Origin of the sequence: Janthinobacterium sp. MP5059B (genome assembly GCF_001758645.1) — a bacterium.
GTDB classification, from domain to species: Bacteria; Pseudomonadota; Gammaproteobacteria; order Burkholderiales; family Burkholderiaceae_D; genus Janthinobacterium; species Janthinobacterium lividum.
Map to the genome: position 1 here is coordinate 303,841 of NZ_LRHX01000020.1, position 15,492 is coordinate 319,332.

The following is a 15,492-nucleotide window of genomic DNA, read 5'->3' on the forward strand; positions in this document are numbered from 1 at the left end:
TTGCCGACCCGCATCCAGCCCATCCGGTAAAATACGGCTTTCCCACCCGCCGTGAACGACGCATATGCCCAGGCCCCTTATCGCCACCATCCATCTCGATGCCATGCAACACAATCTGGCGCGCGCCCGTGCCGGCGCCCGTGGCGCCAAGGTGTGGGCCGTCGTCAAGGCGAACGCCTATGGCCACGGCCTGGAACGGGCCATGCGGGGCTTTTCTGACGCTGACGGCCTCGCGCTGGTCGAGGTCGATTATGCCGTGCGCTTGCGCGAACTGGGGTGGACCAAGCCCATCTTGCTGCTGGAAGGGTTTTTTGATGCCAGCGATTTGCCGGTCATGGCGCAATATGGATTGAACGGTAGCGTGCATTGCGAAGAACAGATCGCCATGCTGGCAGCGGCGCACTTGCCGCACAGTATTGATGTGCACTTGAAAATGAATACAGGCATGAACCGCCTGGGTTTCACACCGCAGGCCGTGGCGGGTGCATATGCGCGCCTGCGCGCCATCCCGCATATCGGCGCGATCACCTTGATGACGCATTTCGCCAATGCGGACGAGGCGGCGCCCACGCGCTTGCCTTTGGCCCAGCAGATGCTGCGTTTCGAAGCGGGCGCGGCCAGCATAGGCACCCCGCTGCCGCGCAGCCTGTGCAATTCGGCAGGCGTGCTGCTGCACCACCTGGACAGCGATTGGGTGCGCCCCGGCATCATGCTGTACGGCGGCACGCCTAGCGGCGCTCCCGGCGGCACATCGGCGCAGGCATTCGGCTTGCTGCCCACCATGACCTTGCGCAGCCGCATTATCGGCATCCAGGATATCGCCGCCGGCGAAGTGGTGGGCTATGGCAGCCGCTACGAAGCGGCCGGCAATATCAAGGTGGGCGTGGTGGCCTGCGGCTATGCGGATGGCTACCCGCGCCACGCGCCCGAAGGCACGCCCGTGCTGGTCGAAGGCGTGCGCACGGGCCTCATCGGCAGGGTGTCGATGGACATGCTGATGGTCGATCTGACGCACGTGCCCGGTGCAAAAGTTGGCAGCGCCGTGACCTTGTGGGGCCAGGGCATGCCGATCGACGAGGTGGCCCTGGCTGCCGGCACCATCGGCTACGAGCTGATGTGCGCACTGGCGCCGCGTGTGCCCGTGGTCGAAGCGACACAGTGACGGCGGCCTGCTGTTTGTATATACTGTATATATAGACAGCAGTTTCACCTTACCCGGGCAAAGTACACCATGGCAAAAGTCAAGACCATCTACACCTGCAGCGATTGCGGCGCCATCAGCAACAAATGGATGGGGCAGTGCACCTCGTGCAACCAGTGGAATACCATGGTGGAAACCCTGCCCGAGACGGGCGGCAACAATCGCTATTCGAACCCGCAGCACATGTCGCTGGCGCAGACGGCGCCCGTGCTGTCGCTCGACGATATCGACGCCATCGACGTACCCCGCTTCGGCACGGGCATCGAGGAATTCGACCGCGTGCTGGGCGGCGGCATGGTGGCGGGCGGCGTTGTGCTGATCGGCGGCGACCCCGGCATCGGCAAGTCGACCCTGCTGCTGCAGGCGCTGGCCAATATGTCGCACCACAAGCGCGTGCTGTACGTCAGCGGCGAGGAATCGGGCGCGCAGATCGCCCTGCGCGCCAAGCGCCTCGTCATCGACGCCAAGGAACTCAAATTGCAGGCCGAGATCCAGCTGGAAAAGATCCTGTCCACCTTGAACGACCTGAAGCCGGAAGTGGTGGTGATCGACTCGATCCAGACCGTGTATTCGGACGCGCTCAGCTCGGCTCCCGGTTCCGTGGCGCAAGTGCGCGAATGCGCGGCCCAGCTGACGCGCGCGGCCAAGCAGACGGGCGTGACCATCATTCTGGTCGGCCACGTGACGAAAGAGGGCGCGCTGGCCGGTCCCCGCGTGCTCGAGCACATCGTCGACACGGTGCTGTATTTCGAGGGTGACGCGCACTCCAGCTTCCGCCTGGTGCGCGCCATCAAGAACCGTTTCGGCGCCGTCAATGAGCTGGGCGTGTTCGCCATGACGGAAAAGGGCCTGAAGGGAGTATCGAACCCGTCCGCCCTGTTCCTGTCGCAGCACGACAATCAGGTGCCCGGTTCCTGTGTGATGGTGACGCAGGAAGGCACGCGCCCGCTGCTGGTGGAAATCCAGGCCCTCGTTGACACGAGCCACTTGCCTAACGCGCGCCGCCTGTCCGTCGGCCTGGAGCAAAACCGCCTGGCCATGCTGCTGGCCGTGGCGCACCGCCATGCGGGCATCGCCGCCTTCGACCAGGATGTGTTCATCAACGCCGTCGGCGGTGTCAAAATTACGGAACCGGCGGCCGACCTGGCCGTGTTGCTGGCGATTAACTCGTCGATGCGCAACAAGCCCTTGCCGCGGGGATTGGTGGTGTTTGGCGAGGTGGGGCTGGCCGGTGAGATCCGCCCCGCGCCACGGGGCCAGGAGCGCTTGCGCGAAGCGGCCAAGCTGGGCTTTACCCTGGCCGTGGTGCCCAAGTCGAACTTGCCCAAGCAAGTCATCGAAGGCCTCAAGGTCATCGGCGTCGAGCGTATCGACGAAGCGTTCAACAAGCTGCGCGACCACGAGTAAAAGTTGGTATGGTTTAAATGCCAAGCTTGAGACAAGTCAAACAGAATTTCCGTTTAGAACTATAATATTTATCCGATGGATTCTCCCCATGAATCCGCATCGACAATGAATTGATAGAGAAGCGGAATACAGTGTCAGTTGAGCAAAGGCAGGGCGCACGCAAGATATTGCGTGCCAAGGCGATGTTGGTAATGGATGGCGCGGGCCCCGTGGCGGCGCGCACCCTCGATGTGGGGCCGGGCGGGATGGCGGCCGTCATCGCGGAACCGGTGCCGACAGGCAAGAAGGGCAAGGTGCTGTTCGAATTGTTTTACGATGGCGCGGCGCACATCATCGAGGCGCGCGTGTCCGTCTCGCACTGCATTTTCAGCAGCGCAGGTTTCAAGGTGGGACTCACTTTCCTGCAGTTGGACATGGCCGTCAGCAGCGCCATCTCGAAATTCATGCGCTGAGGCAAGCCGGGAGGGTGCTGCAGGTGAAATGCGCTAAAATGGTGCATATGGGTTTGCAGTCAGGAAAAACCTGTTCTGTTCGCTGTTTTGATATTCCAGTAATACTGCATAATTATCAACCAGAAGAGGGGCCTTGCCGCGCCACGCGCGCCTGCCGTCCGTCTCTCGCGCAGCACGGTCACGACCTGAACCGTGCGCCATGACCTTACATCCGACGGGAATGCCTACCATGTTTAATTCGACCATCAACAGCAGGGCCTACACCAACAATACGCAGCAGACGACGCAGGGCAATATCTCGGCCGATGTGTATGCGAAGGTGGAGCGCCAGATGCAGTCGCAAAACACGGGCGTCGTCAAGCTCAACGCCAGCCTGGCGCGCGACCAGGCCAAGTTCTCGGGCCTGGGCCAGCTGCAATCGGCGCTGGCGAAATTTCAGACCGTGGCCAAGAACATGGCCGGCAGCGGCCTGGCCACGTCGGCCACGTCCAGCAGCAAGGATGTGCTGAGCGCCACTACCACCGACAAGGCCGCCAGCGGCAGCCATGAACTGAACGTCAAGCAACTGGCGCAGGGACAGACTTTGCTCAGCGGTGCGCAGAAATCCTCGAGCGCGGCGATCGGCACGGGCGCGCCCGCGCTGGTGAAGATCGAAGTGGGCTCGGCCGACGGAAAGCAATTTACGCCAGGCAGCGGCAAGATCATTTCGCTGACGATTGACAGCAGCAACAATAGTCTCGACGGCATCGCCGCCGCGCTCAAGCAGCAGGGTATCGATGCCAGCGTGGTCAAGGGCCCCGATGGCTACTCACTGGCCTTGAACGGCAAGAGCGGCGCCGACAGCAGCATGCGCATCAGCGTGGCTGGCGACGCGGCCGTCAGTAATTTGCTCAGCTATGCGCCCGGCGCCGGCAAGGGCATGCAGCAGACGGCCGCCGCGCAGGATGCGCTGCTGACCGTTGACGGCAAGGAAATCAAGAGCGCCACGAATACCCTGACGACGGCCGTCGAGGGCGCCACCATCGAATTGAAGAAAAAAGGCACGACGGACCTCGTCATCGCCAAGGACAGCAGCCAGATCGCCAGCAACGTGGCCAGCTTCGTCACGGCCTACAATGAACTCAACAGCAAGCTGCAGAGTCTGCAGCAGGGCGATTTGAAGTCCGACACGGCCCTGGGCCAGGTGCGTTCGCAGATGGAGCAGGTGCTGCGCACGGCCAGCACGGGCGTGCCATCGTCGGTGCTGGGCAGCGCCGGCGTGACCTTGGGCAAGAGCGGCGAACTGGTGCTGGACGATAAAAAGCTCAAGGCCGCCATCGCGGCCGATCCGGACGCCGTCAGCAAGATGTTTACCAATAACGGCAAGGGTGTGGCGGACCAGTTCGTCAGCAAGATCGGCGAGCTGACAGGCGAAACGAGCATCATCCGCAAGGAAGTGCAGACGGTCGGCAAGGACATCACTACGCTCACCAACAAGAAAGCCGTGCTGGCCAAGGCGCTGACGGCCCAGGCGCAGGCGCTGGTGAAAGCATATTCGGCCCAGGAACAGATGGGAACGAACTCGGCCTTGCCTGGTTATACCGGCAAGAATTCCTTGTTCGACTTCATGGCTTAAGAGCGCACCGCTAAAGCGCCCATGGCGGCGTTGCATCGCCTTGCCGTACCAGCGTACTGCCTGCGGCGCTGCGCCTTGCCCTGAGCGCTGTATCGGCGCGCTTTCCAGTTGGCTAGATTCTGTCGCCCTGGGCAAAGAAGGCCGACGGTGAACTGCCGAAAGTCTTCTTGAACATGGCGGAAAAGGCCGACTGGCTGGCGTAGCCCAGTTCTTCGGCCACCTGCGACAGCGGCACGCCGCGCGCGATCAGGGGCGCCGCGTGCGCCAGGCGCACTTGCTGGCGCCACTGGCCAAAACTCATGCCCAATTCCCGTTCGAACAGCCGCGCCAGGGTACGCTCCGAGGCGCCGACTTGCTGCGCCCAGTGTTCCAGGGTCTGGTGCGAACCCGGTTTCTCGATCAGACTGTCGCACAGGGTTTTCAGGCGCTTGTCGCTGGGCAAGGGCACGCGGATGGGGCGCGTGGCCGAGCGTTTCAACTCATCAAGGATCAGTTCGGCCAGCAGCGCCTCGCGCGCCGGTTCCTGGCCCGGATCCAGCTGTTCCAGCGCCATGATCAGCTGGCGCAGCAGGTTCGACACTTCCAGTACCTTGCAGTCGCGGCCCGCGAATGGCGCGCGCGCGGCATGGATGCACAGGGGGCGCAAGCGGGTTTTTTCCAGTATCGTGACGGCATGCTCCACGTTGGGCGCGATCCAGATGGCGCGCATGGGCGGCAGTACCCAGCTGCTGTTGTTGGCGGTGATGCGCAGCACGCCTTCGAGCGCCATGGTCACCTGACCCCATGGATGGCTGTGCGGCAAGAGAAATTCATCGGTTTGCAGGTCGCGCGCGACCATCGTCACGGGGATGGTCGCGCTGGGCGCTTCCCGTGGCGGACACATGCGGGTATGGTGGAGGATAGGTACACCCATCAGCTTGGCCTTAATTCGATAAATTATGTCGTTCTGTCGGAAAACAGACGATGGTATTTTGCATACACTTGAGCTTCACCAGTATAAGACAGGGTATGACATGATAACAACTAACTCGGCAATGGACTTGCCACCGCACTCACCGCCAACTCTGCGCAACGATGCGCGCGTCATTGCCCTGGTGGGGCTGGCGCATGGCGTGTCGCACTTCTACCATCTGATCCTCGCGGCCCTGTTCGTCTGGCTGAAACCGGCCTTCGACCTGTCGTATGCGGAACTGGGCCTGCTGATGACGGTATTCTTCATCATCTCGGGCGTGGGGCAGGCGCTGGCCGGCTTTGTCGTCGACCGTTTTGGCGCCCGCGCCGTGTTGTTTTCTGGCATCTTCTTGCTGGGCGTGTCGGCGCTGGCCCTGTCGACCGCGCACAGCTATGCGGCGCTGATGCTGGGCGCCATGCTGGCCGGTATGGGCAACAGCGTGTTTCATCCAGCCGACTACACGATCCTCAACCAGCGCGTTTCGGCGGCCCGCGTGGCCTACGGCTTTTCCGTGCATGGCATCAGCGGCAACATCGGCTGGGCCCTGGCGCCCCTGTTCATGACGTATGTTGCCACCCATTATGACTGGCGAGTGGCGCTGCAATGCGCGGCCGTGCTGCCGTTTGGCGTGCTGCTGATCCTGTTCCTGAACCGCCACGCCATCCGCCCCGAGCCCGTGAAAATGGTTGCGCCAGGCCAGGCGGCCGGCGGCGAAGGCACGCTGGACTTTCTGCGTTTGCCAGCCGTGTGGATGTGCTTTGCCTTCTTCTTCATTACGGCCATCGCCCTGGGCGGCATCCAGAGCTTTGCCAGCGTGGCCCTCGTCAAGCTGTATGGCATGAGCCTGGCGCTGGCCACCAGCGCTTACACGGCCTATATGCTGGCCTCGGCCGTGGGCATGCTGGCCGGCGGCGTGGTGGGCGCGCGCAGCAAGCAGCCGGACCGTAACGTCGCCATCGCCTTTTCCGCCGCCGCGCTGCTGGCCGTGCTGCTGGCCATGGCCGTCGTGCCGGCCTGGGGCGCGGTGGTGCTGATGGGCGCCATCGGCTTGATGTCGGGCGTGGCGGGGCCATCGCGCGACCTGATGATACGCGCGGCGGCGCCGAAGAATGCCACCGGGCGCGTGTATGGCGTCGTGTATTCGGGCCTCGACAGCGGCCTGGCCGTCGGTCCCCTGTTCTTTGGCGCGCTGATGGATGGCAACCATCCGGCCCTGCTGTTTGTCTTCATCGGCGTGTTCCAGGCGCTGGCGATTGCCACGGCCGTGGGCGTGGGCGGCAAAACCCGCGCCGCGGCGCTGCAAAAGGCATAGAATCGTTGCCATCTGCCACTCAAGGAATTCCCATGACCTTTGCCACCACCGACCTGTGCGACGACTATGCAGCCATGCTGGATGATGGCACCCTGGCCGTGCTGCCGCCCGTGTACCGCGCCTTTGGCCAGCGCGTGCGTTTCAGCGGCCCCGCCACCACCTTGCATGTGTTCGAAGACAACGCGCTCGTGCGCAGCACCCTGGAAACGCCGGGCCACGGCCATGTGCTGGTGATCGATGGCGGCGGCAGCCTGCGCCGCGCGCTGGTGGGCGGCCAGCTGGGCGTGCTGGCCGAAAGCAACGGCTGGGCCGGCATCGTCGTCGATGGCTGCATCCGCGACAGCGAGGAAATCAATGTCTGCCAGATCGGCGTGCGCGCCCTGGCCACGCACCCGCGCAAGAGCAACAAGACGGGCGCCGGCCAGCGCGACGTGCGCGTGCAGATCAGTGGCGTGGCCGTGCATCCGGGCGACTGGATCTACGCCGATGCGGACGGCATCCTGGTGGCGCGCCAGGAACTTGATTGAGGCATTCCTCTCTGGAGGATACGTTGCAAATTGTCTACATTAAATATATTTTTGCAAAGTTCTTTGATTTTTATCATGGCTGGGATATGATTTCACTTAAGGTAACTTTAATGTCAATAAAGTAAGGAAATCAGATCATGAAAATCGCCACCATCGCCGCAGTTGTCGCCCTGTTCGTCGCCGGCAGCGCCAGCGCCAGCCCCGTCAACCTGATCGCGAATGGCAATTTTGAAACGGTCGCTTCCGGTTACACCTTCGACAGCGGCTTTAAAGTCGTCAACAGCGGTTCATCGGCCATCACGGGCTGGACCGTGGGTGCCAGTTCCGTCGACCTGATCCGCAATGCGTATAACGCCATCGACGGCTACAGCATCGATTTGCTGGGCACGCCAGGTCCGGGTTTCCTGTCGCAAAATTTCAGTGTCGTTGCCGGCCAGACATATAACCTGAGCTTTGACATGGCGCGCAATTCCGGCGGCCCGGCAGGCCAGGGCGTGAGCGTCAATTTCGGCGGCGTGGCCGGGGATTTCTACTCGACGGCTGCCGCCTCGAATACCTTGTACAGCAACACGCTGAGCTTCACGGCCGCTGCCACTGGCCTGGCGACCCTGTCGTTTGCCAGCGTCGCCAAGGCCGGTACGCCGTTCGACAATTACTCGGGCGCCGTGATCGACAATGTTTCCGTGATGGCCGCCGTGCCGGAACCGGAAACCTACGCCATGCTGCTGGCTGGCCTGGGCCTGATGGGTTTCCTGCGCCGCCGCAAGGCCGCCAAGTAATTCCAGCTTTGCGCCACGTCAAAACCGCCTGCGGCCATGCCCAGGCGGTTTTTGTTTTTGGCTATGTCACCGTCAGATGTGGGAATGCTCCCAGCGTTGCTTTCAATAACGTTTCTGGTGAACGGATGCGCCTGGCGTCGAGTATCCAGCGCCATCCCAGGTAGTTCGGCAGGTAGCGCGTCGCCACGCCGTGAAACGGACCCAGCCATTGCCGCAAGCGGCTGTGATACGCATTGACGTTCTGCACGTGGGCGGCACCCTGCACACGGATGCCGGCGCGCAAGTTGACGGCCTGGTGGCTGATGCCCGCTTCCCTGGCAAACGCCCGGTAGGCGGCATGGCCATCCGTTACCAGCAAGATATCCTTGTCGATGACGGGCAACAAACAACGGTGCAGCTGTGCCTTCGTCAACGCCCCTTTTCCCGTGACGAAATCGAGGGTCTGGCCTGTGCGGTCGCGCGCCACCAGGATGCAGACCTGTTCATTGGAAATGCCGCGTTGGCGGGCATGGCCGCCCCGGCGGCGGGCCGGACGCGTCATCTGCCTGGATCCCTTTTCCGATTCCAGTACATACAATTCATCGGCCTCGGCGATGCCATGCAAACCGTGCGGCCGGTCCGTCCTGGCTACGCTGAGAAAGCGGTGGCGCCAGCGAAAAGTGGTGTTGCGGTGCAATCCCAGCTGCTGAGCGGCCTGGCGTACCGACCTGGACTCCAGCAGGCAATCGGCATACTCGAGCCACAGCGCCTTGTGGCGCAAGCGGGCCAGCGGCGTGCCCGTCAAGGCATTGAAGGTGCGCCCGCAAGGCACGCAGCGGTAGCGCTGCAGGCCGTGCGCATGGCCATGCAGGTGCAGGTGAGACGAGTGGCAGGCGGGACAGGCCAAGCGCGGCTGCGCCACACTTTCCAGCAGCACGATAGTCGTGTCGTCTGGCGCGTTGCCACGCAGCAGGAGCATTCCTGCCTGCCGCTGGCGTCGGTTCAATTGCGCAAACTGCGCGATAAAGCTGATCCATTCGGCTGCCTGCATGAGCTGCTCCCTGCATGGTGACTATGCAGAGTCAGACAACACAGCCCAGGAAAGATTCCGGCAGTTCCCCTATTTACCGGTGACAGAGCCTTGTTTTTCAGGGGGCTGTTGCTGCATCGGCATCTCCCCGCAACGGACAGGCGGCCGCCTGTGGCTCCATCCGCCGCGCCAGTTCGCCGCGCAGCTGCGTCAAGCCGGCTATGCGCGCATCGATGTCGGCCAGCTTGCGCGCCAGCGCCGCGCGCAGCAGGTCCGCCATGGCCGGATCGCCTGCACCGGCCAGCAGCGGCATGTCGGCCTCGATTTCCGCCAGCGTAAAACCCAGCTGCTGCGCCGTGCGCAGGTAGCGCAGCCAGTCCGCCGCCTCGGGCGGATAGTCGCGGTAGCCATTCGCGCCGCGCCGCGCGCGCAGCAAGCCCCGCTTTTCATAGAAGCGCAGGGTATCGCGGCTCAAGCCCGTCGCCTGCGCCATCTCGCCGATCTGCATGGAAATATTCCTTCATAAAATGCTTGACCATGGAGTGTACTCCAGCCTTGAGAATGAATGCTTTCCATACACAGGAGTTCCCATGTTATCTGTTGTTGCTTTCCGCCGCCTGGTGCGCGCCAGCGCCATTTACGATGTGCTCATGACGGCCGCGTTTGTCACGCCGTGGACGTTCCTGCTCATGCGCGAGCACTTGAACGCCCTCAACCTGGCCCTGAGCGGCGCGCCACTGCCAGTGTTCGAACCCTTGCATTTGCTCATCAGCAGCATGATGGGCAGCGTGGTAATGGTCTGGTCGGTGCTGCGCATGCTGGATCCGCAGCCGCGCTTCGGCCGCTACGACGCGGTGGCCCGCTACCTGTTTTCCACCTGGATGGCGTGGGCCTTGCTGGTGACGGGCCAGCCCCTGCTGTGGCTGTTCCTCGTGCCGGAACTGGCCTGGGGCCTCGCGCAAAGCTTGCCATTGCGCCGCAGCGAAGGTGGACGGGAAGGGCATCCACGCGAATCGCTGTTGAGATGACGATAACGAAATGCAATAATGGCCGTGCTCGCAGTGCAACAATGACTGCAATGAACGACTCTAAGGGAATGAATATGCAGCAGGATGCCGCTGGAAAAAACATGGCGTTGCTCGATCCGGTGGTGGCGCCGCGCATCGCGGTGACGCGCCTGGTGACGGGCCTGCTGCAAGGCTTGCTGCTGTACTGGCTGTACAGCACGGCCCAGGACAAGGTGTGGCCCGCCACGGAAGCCTATCTGCTGGGTCCGTTGATGTTGATCAGCTTGCTGCTACCGATCCTGCTGGTATCCAGCCTGGGCCATATGTCGGCGAAGCGCATCGTGCTGTGGATGGCGGGCGCTGCCGTCGTACTGGCCGTGCTGGCCTGGCATGACGTGGCGCGCGGTGCCGAGCACGTAATCTGGGGCAACTACAAGCCGGGCGCTCCCCTGCGCGTCATTTCCGCCCAGTTGTTCGGTTTTTGCGTGGTGGGCTTCTATATCGCCCACGCGCTGGTGCTGGCCAGCGCCCAGGATGGCCAGCGCATCGCCCGCTATCCCACCTACTTTGAAATCGCCTGGAAGCTCGGCATCCAGCTGCTGTTTTCCCTGCTGTTCGTGCTGGGCCTGTGGCTGGTGCTGTGGCTGGGTGGGCAGCTGTTCCTGCTCATCAAGCTGAGTTTCCTGAAAAAACTGCTGGGCCAGGCCTGGTTCGTGATTCCCGTCATCTGCTTCGCGTTTTCGTTTGCCATCCATATCACGGACGTGCGCCCATCCATCGTGCGCGGCATCCGCACCTTGCTGCTGGTGCTGCTGTCGTGGCTGATGCCGATCGCCGCCGTGCTGGTCTCCGGCTTCCTGCTGACCTTGCCATTCATCGGTTTCGAGCGCCTGTGGGCCACGCGCCATGCGGCGTCCGTGCTGCTGGGCATGGCCGGCGTGCTGGTGGTGCTGATCAATGCCGCCTTCCAGAATGGCGAAGTGGGCCATGGCGTGGCGCGCGGCATCCGCCTGGGCACGCGCCTGGCCTGCCTGCTGCTGCCGTGGGTGGTGGGCATCGCCATCTATGCGCTGACCCTGCGCGTGATGTCGCACGGCTGGACATCCGACCGCCTGATCGCGGCCGCCTGCCTGCTGGTCGCCACCTGCTACGCCGCCGGCTATGCCTGGGCGGCCAGCAAGTATGGCGACTGGCTGCACCTGATCGCCAACGTCAACGTGGCCACCGCCGGCGTCACCCTGCTGGTGCTGTTTGCCCTGTTCTCGCCGCTGGCGGACCCGGCGCGCATTTCCGTGGCCAGCCAGATGGCGCGCCTGAACAGCGGCAAGGTTGGCGTGGACAAGTTCGATTTCGAATACCTGCGCTTCCAGGGCGCCCGCTATGGCCAGGCGGCCTTGCAGGAGTTGAGCAAACGCACGACGGGGCCTGACGCGGCCATCGTGCGGGCTCGCGCCGACGCCATGCTCAAGCGCCAGAACCGCCTCGACGAGACGGGCGCGCTGAGCGACGTGTCGATCAACCTGACCCTGCGCCCGGCCACGGCGAAGTTGCCGGAGAGTTTCCTGCGCCAGGATTGGACGCAAGTGAGCCCGGCCTGGCGCCTGCCCGCCTGCTTGAAGCGGGCAGGGCCGCAGTGCGACGCGTATCTGCTCGATTTCGATGGCGATGGCAAGCAGGACGTACTGCTGATCAGCAATGACCCGCGCGCCTCGTCGGTGTTGCTCGCGGAAAAGGAAGACGGCAGCTGGTCGGCGCGCGGGCAAATCCCCACGGATGCCCTGCGCTGCAAGCCCCTGCGCGAGAAGCTGCAGGCGGGCGAATTCCAGCTGGTGCCGCCGAAAGTGCGCGAACTGGAAGTCGACGGCCAGCGCGTGCCGATGACTTTATATACGCCAGAGGACGAGGTCAGCTGCCCCGATGAGACGGCGCCGACTCCGTAAATGGCAGTGAGAGGACTTGGCGCACGGGACCAAGCCTCTTGCTGGTTCCGAAGGCAGCAACTTCGTGCACTGAATCTGCAGACTGCCCGGTAGCGGCTGCGGATTCAATCGCTCAACGCAACACACTGTTCAAATCGTTGAGCCGGTGTCGGGTAGTGTCGCGTCTTCCTGTGGCAGTTCGACTTGAACTCTGAAAGCGATGACGAGAGAAGCGAACAGCATCACAACGCCAGCAATAATGAAAACGCCTGTGACGCCACCAAACCCGAACATCATGCCACCCAATGCCGCGCCGGCAGCTATTGAGGATTGCACCGCAGCGACGACCATGCCGCCAGCCGTCTCCGCTTGATCCGGAACGGCACGAGCTACCCAGTTGGACCAGGCGACAGGTACGCCGCCGAACGCCAAGCCCCAGAGGGCCACCAAAAGCATCAGGCCGGTTCCCTGGACTGGCAGTAAAATCATGCCGAATGCCGCCAAGCCCACCAGCGCAGGCATGCTCACTAAAGTAGCATGCAGGCTACGCTCCATTAGCCAGCCGGCCAGCAGCGTGCCAATGAAGTTGGCGACACCAAAACCCAGGAGCATCAGAGACAAACTGTTTACATCAATATGGGCAACGCTTTCAAGCGCGGGGCGAATATAGGTGAACAATGCGTATTGCCCCGTATGGGCAAGTACACAGCCCAGCATCCCGATCCCGATCCCCGGGCGACGCAGCAGTGCCAGTACAGACGGGGTACGCATCATCGTGCGCGGTGCCATACGGGGCAGTGTGAACAATTGAAACAACAGTGTTAGCCCTCCGACAGCTGCGGCTGCTATAAATGCACTGCGCCAGCCATATATCCCCCCCAAGTAGCTGCCCAACGGTACGGAAACAACCGTCCCGATGGCGATACCGCTGAAGATTATGGATAGCGCTCGCGGCACTGACTTTGCTGGCACCAGTCGCATAGCCACGGCTGCGGCCATACTCCAAAAGCCTCCCAAGGCGACACCCAGCAGAATGCGCATCACCAACAAAACTGTCAGGCTTGACGATAACGCCACCAGCAAGTTCGAAGCGATCATCAGCACTGTGAAAGCTAACAAGACGACACGTCGGTCAAAACTACGCGTCAGGCGCGGCACTGAAAGCCCGGCGACCATGGCCACGACGGCCGTCACCGTCACTGCCTGACCAGCCAGCGCCTCCGACACACCAAGATCGAAGGCCATCGGGGTCAATAGGCTGGCTGGCAGGTACTCCGCCGTCAGGAGGCCGAAAACGCCCATTGCCAGTGAAAACACTGCCATCCATGCTGCTGCCGCTGGCTCTGCAACAGACGCATCGCTCGCGTTGGGCGTTTGCCCATTACCCAAAACATCATTGTTCATCTCTAACATTCCTAAAACGATCAGAGTCGAAAGTCTAGAGCTAAAGCCCAGGATGATCTATGATGACAAGTCTTGATGTTTTGATCGAAACTCCTGAAATGCCCAAGAAGAATCAAGTTTTCCCGTCCTCTGGTCTCGTCAGTGAACTGTTGATGGGGATGCGCCTGCGTGGCGTCCAGTACCGCCGCATTCAGACCGGTCCAGCTTTCGGCATAGGCTTTGAAGACAAGCCAGGCCACGCCTACTTCCACTTCGTGGCTGTTGGCACTGCCTATCTATGTACGGATGATGGCGAGTTGCATGAGCTGTCCGCCGGTAGCGCGGTGTTCATGCCGCACGGCAGGAGGCACCAGCTGCTATCGGATGCGGGCGTTGCATTTCAGGACATCGACAAGTTCGATGTCGCGCCCCTTGGTGACGCCGTTAGCGGAGTCGACACATGTCCCAGTACGGCCTCCGTGCCCAGTGCAATTATTTTTTACGGCTGCATGGAATTCGATCTCGGCGGGATGCAGGGGGGCGGTAAGTTGATGCCAACCGTCATGGTGGCCGACACGCAAGCGCAAGATTATCCGGGCTTGCTGCCTGTGCTGGATTCAATGAAGCGTGAAATCTGCGCCGGTCGTATTGGCTTTGCAGGCATTCTGGCTCGACTGGCAGAGGTTGCTGCAGCAATGATCGTGCGCGGCTGGATTGAATGCGGTTGTGAAAGCGCCTCCGGTCTCCTCGCCGCATTGCGTGATCCGCGCCTCGCTCTTGCCATATTGGCGCTGCACCGCCAGCCAGGACGGGAATGGACAGTTGCACAGTTGGCTGCGGAGTCTCATGTCTCTCGTTCTGTCTTCGCACGACGCTTTCAAACCACCATCGGGGTACCGCCCCTGCGGTATGCCACGGAACTGCGGATGCGTCTTGCTAAACAATTGCTCACTCACGAAAGAGTGTCCATCGACGCCGTTGCCCAACGCCTTGGCTATACATCTCAAGCCGCGTTCAGTCGTGCTTTTAAGCGCGTCATCGGCAGGCCACCGGGTCGCGATCGGGAAGTGCTGTGAGGAGAATAGCTTTCGGGGAGCAAATATTGATTGGCGCGCCACTTTTCAAACCTCGCTACTGGAAGGTTTATTTTTGATATGTTATTGAAAAGACCGTTTGTAACGTTTACACCGACGCAGGAAGACGACGCGGATGAACTTGTCGCACTTCGCATTGAGGCGATGCGCGATAGCCTTGATGCAGGTGGGGAGATTCGATCCGGTTCGAGCGAGAGAGAGGTTTCTGTCAGGCTTCTTGCCGGAGCACACACGCCATATTGAAACAGAAGGCAAACGGGTCGGCTTTGTTGTTCTCAAACAGCAACCAAAGGCCATGCTGCTCGACCACCTCTATATTCATCCAGACAACCAGGGCAATGGTATCGGGGCCGTTGTTCTCGCTCGTATTATCGAAGAGGCAAACGCTCTTGGTTTGCCGGTTCGAGTGGGAGCCCTGCGCGGTAGCGGCTCAAACCGTTTCTATGTGCGTCACGGATTTATATTGATCGAGGAAGGAGACTTTGACAATTATTACATTCGTCCATGCGAAATGGACACCAGGCGCCCGGATCAAATGTAGAGCGCCATTTATAATAAAGATGAGCCTCCGTTTTGTGGCGAAAACTGCCAACGAAGATGGCCGGCTGGAGACTGCCACCGAATCATGGGAAATGTCATGTCCATTGCAAGAAAAGGAAGCCGCCGGATTACTGTCGATTCTTTGTCATATCGATGGTCGGTCAGCCTGCCTGCCTATACACAGGCCATGGGGGAAACGAATGTGTCTTTCGCAGTTGCATCTGAAAACGGTGGCCGAACCACTCTTCTGGTGAGAACAGATATCGCACGTCCGGATATTTGGCTGGGTAATTTT

General features: G+C 61.5%; 15 protein-coding genes. 11 read left to right on the forward strand and 4 right to left on the reverse strand.

From position 1 onward, the window contains the following. Window positions 1–64: 64 nt before the first annotated feature. The 4 genes from alr (at window position 65) to fliD (ending at window position 4,675) form a co-directional block, all read left to right on the forward strand. Window positions 65–1,162, forward strand: a complete 1,098-nt coding sequence (alr, locus tag JAB1_RS25275; RefSeq protein WP_070282209.1) for an alanine racemase — start codon at window positions 65–67, stop codon at window positions 1,160–1,162. 69 nt (window positions 1,163–1,231) lie between these two features. After that, window positions 1,232–2,608: a DNA repair protein RadA gene (gene radA, locus JAB1_RS25280; protein ID WP_070255485.1), complete on the forward strand. Its 1,377-nt coding sequence runs from the start codon at window positions 1,232–1,234 to the stop codon at window positions 2,606–2,608. Between the two features lie 131 nt (window positions 2,609–2,739). Further along, complete coding sequence (locus tag JAB1_RS25285; protein WP_071653418.1) at window positions 2,740–3,060, forward strand: PilZ domain-containing protein; 321 nt, start codon at window positions 2,740–2,742, stop codon at window positions 3,058–3,060. Window positions 3,061–3,289: 229 nt separating this feature from the next. Then, window positions 3,290–4,675, forward strand: a complete 1,386-nt coding sequence (gene fliD, locus JAB1_RS25290; protein WP_070255482.1) for a flagellar filament capping protein FliD — start codon at window positions 3,290–3,292, stop codon at window positions 4,673–4,675. Between the two features lie 112 nt (window positions 4,676–4,787). Here fliD and JAB1_RS25295 read toward each other — a convergent pair whose 3' ends face one another. Then, complete coding sequence (locus JAB1_RS25295; RefSeq protein ID WP_070282210.1) at window positions 4,788–5,588, reverse strand: helix-turn-helix transcriptional regulator; 801 nt, start codon at window positions 5,586–5,588, stop codon at window positions 4,788–4,790. Window positions 5,589–5,688: 100 nt separating this feature from the next. Between JAB1_RS25295 and JAB1_RS25300 the strand changes: the two genes are divergently transcribed. The 3 genes from JAB1_RS25300 to JAB1_RS25310 all read left to right on the forward strand — a co-directional run bounded on the left by JAB1_RS25300 (window position 5,689) and on the right by JAB1_RS25310 (window position 8,245). Then, a complete protein-coding gene (locus tag JAB1_RS25300) occupies window positions 5,689–6,939 on the forward strand; it encodes an MFS transporter (protein ID WP_240317580.1) in 1,251 nt (416 codons plus the stop codon). A 32-nt stretch (window positions 6,940–6,971) separates the two neighbouring features. Next, a complete protein-coding gene (gene rraA / locus JAB1_RS25305) occupies window positions 6,972–7,466 on the forward strand; it encodes a ribonuclease E activity regulator RraA (protein ID WP_034779352.1) in 495 nt (164 codons plus the stop codon). 137 nt (window positions 7,467–7,603) lie between these two features. Continuing rightward, window positions 7,604–8,245 carry a choice-of-anchor C family protein gene (locus JAB1_RS25310; protein WP_070282211.1) on the forward strand — a complete coding sequence of 214 codons (642 nt, stop codon included), beginning with the start codon at window positions 7,604–7,606 and terminating at the stop codon, window positions 8,243–8,245. A 61-nt stretch (window positions 8,246–8,306) separates the two neighbouring features. On the opposite strand, the gene JAB1_RS25315 is transcribed toward JAB1_RS25310, so the two are convergent. Together JAB1_RS25315 and JAB1_RS25320 are read right to left on the reverse strand one after the other, a co-directional pair. Next, the gene (locus JAB1_RS25315; protein WP_070282212.1) at window positions 8,307–9,275 is read right to left on the reverse strand and encodes an IS1595 family transposase; all 969 of its coding nucleotides are present in this window, start codon (window positions 9,273–9,275) and stop codon (window positions 8,307–8,309) included. 97 nt (window positions 9,276–9,372) lie between these two features. After that, window positions 9,373–9,762, reverse strand: a complete 390-nt coding sequence (locus JAB1_RS25320; RefSeq protein WP_070282213.1) for a MerR family transcriptional regulator — start codon at window positions 9,760–9,762, stop codon at window positions 9,373–9,375. A gap of 82 nt (window positions 9,763–9,844) precedes the next feature. Here JAB1_RS25320 and JAB1_RS25325 point away from each other — a divergent pair, with 82 nt between their 5' ends. Both JAB1_RS25325 and JAB1_RS25330 read left to right on the forward strand, forming a co-directional pair. Continuing rightward, window positions 9,845–10,282, forward strand: coding sequence for a hypothetical protein (locus JAB1_RS25325; protein ID WP_070282214.1), 438 nt, complete (start codon window positions 9,845–9,847; stop codon window positions 10,280–10,282). Between the two features lie 101 nt (window positions 10,283–10,383). Continuing rightward, window positions 10,384–12,201: a DUF4153 domain-containing protein gene (locus JAB1_RS25330; protein ID WP_099388680.1), complete on the forward strand. Its 1,818-nt coding sequence runs from the start codon at window positions 10,384–10,386 to the stop codon at window positions 12,199–12,201. Window positions 12,202–12,330: 129 nt separating this feature from the next. Here the strand turns inward: JAB1_RS25330 and JAB1_RS25335 are convergent, their stop codons facing one another. Continuing rightward, window positions 12,331–13,584: an MFS transporter gene (locus JAB1_RS25335; protein WP_070282216.1), complete on the reverse strand. Its 1,254-nt coding sequence runs from the start codon at window positions 13,582–13,584 to the stop codon at window positions 12,331–12,333. Between the two features lie 59 nt (window positions 13,585–13,643). On the opposite strand from JAB1_RS25335, the gene JAB1_RS25340 reads away from it, so the two are divergent. Together JAB1_RS25340 and JAB1_RS25345 are read left to right on the forward strand one after the other, a co-directional pair. Further along, complete coding sequence (locus tag JAB1_RS25340) at window positions 13,644–14,639, forward strand: AraC family transcriptional regulator (protein ID WP_070282217.1); 996 nt, start codon at window positions 13,644–13,646, stop codon at window positions 14,637–14,639. A gap of 133 nt (window positions 14,640–14,772) precedes the next feature. After that, window positions 14,773–15,198, forward strand: coding sequence for a GNAT family N-acetyltransferase (locus JAB1_RS25345; RefSeq protein ID WP_343216003.1), 426 nt, complete (start codon window positions 14,773–14,775; stop codon window positions 15,196–15,198). Window positions 15,199–15,492 lie beyond the last annotated feature (294 nt).